Source organism: Frankia sp. AiPs1 (assembly GCF_023716945.1).
Lineage (GTDB): Bacteria > Actinomycetota > Actinomycetes > Frankiales > Frankiaceae > Frankia.
This window is the reverse complement of sequence record NZ_JAMQQF010000979.1, coordinates 1-1,235: the sequence shown is the minus strand read 5'-3', so window position 1 is coordinate 1,235 and position 1,235 is coordinate 1. Positions and strand designations below refer to the sequence as shown.

The window sequence follows — 1,235 nt, the reverse complement described above, 5'->3', positions numbered from 1 at the left end:
GGCTTCGGGTCGCCGCTGGGGCTGGGCAGCCCCGGCGGGTTCGGCGGGTTCGGCGCGCCGGTTCCCTCACCCGGGGACGTCGACTGGGCCGCGCTCGCCCAGACGCCCGGCACGCTCGTGGTCACCGCGGCGCCGACCGAGGTCGGCAAGGTGGCGGCGGCCCTGGTGGAACACGGCCGCCCCGGTGACACCCCGATCGCGGTCACCGTGGATGGCACCACCACCGACCAGCGCACCGTCACCTCGACCCTCGACCGGATCGAGGCGGACGTCGCGCCGCTGCTGACCGCCGCCCCCGTGCCCATCACCCAGGTCGTGCTCTCCGTCGGCGCCGTCGTCGCCACCCGGACGAAGCTGTCCTGGTGGGAGACCCGGGCGCTGTTCGGCTGGACGGTGCTGGTGCCGCGGACCAAGGAGCAGGCGGCGATCCTGTCCGACCTGCTGCGCTCGCACGGCGCGAGCCCGCTGGAGGTGCCGACCATCGCGGTCGAGCCGCCGCGGACCGCCGCCCCGATGGAACGCGCGATCACCGGCCTGGTCTCCGGGCGTTACCAGTGGGTCGCCTTCACCTCCGTCAACGCCGTGCGCGCGGTGCAGGAGAAGGTCGAGGAGCGCAGCCTGGACGCCCGGGCCTTCGCCGGGGTCAAGGTGGCGGCGATCGGCGAGGCGACCGCCGAGGCCCTGCGCGCCTTCGGGATCCGTCCCGACCTGGTCCCCTCCGGCCAGCAGTCCAGCGAGGGCCTGCTGGACGACTGGCCGGAGTACGACGAGTCGCTCGACCTGCTCGACCGGGTACTGCTGCCGCGGGCCGACATCGCCACCGAGACGCTGGTCGCCGGCCTGAAGGACCGCGGCTGGCAGGTCGACGACGTGACCGCCTACCGCACGGTCCGGGCCGCCCCGCCGCCCGCCCCGATCCGCGAGGCGCTCAAGGGCGGTCGGGTTGACGCCGTCGTGTTCACCTCCTCGTCCACCGTGCGCAACCTCGTCGGCATCGCCGGCAAGCCGCACGAGACCACGGTGATCGCCGTCATCGGCCCCGCCACCGCGGCGACCGCCCAGGAGCTCGGGCTGCGTGTCGACGTGGAGGCGCCGGAGGCGTCCATCCCGGCCCTGGTCGGGGCGCTCGCCGAGTTCGCCGCCGAGCACCGCGAGGAGCTGGGCAAGATCGGTCCGCTCGCGGCCCGCCTGCCCAAGCCGCGCCGCGGCTCGCGGCGGTGAGCCTGGGCTCGGGC

Annotated in this window: 1 protein-coding gene; it reads left to right on the top strand. The window is 75.5% G+C overall.

What is annotated here, in order from left to right:
• Positions 1-1,221 (top strand): uroporphyrinogen-III synthase (locus tag ND748_RS32310; RefSeq protein ID WP_251750061.1); only part of this gene is annotated, 1,221 nt, incomplete at its 5' end.
• Positions 1,222-1,235: the final 14 nt, after the last annotated feature.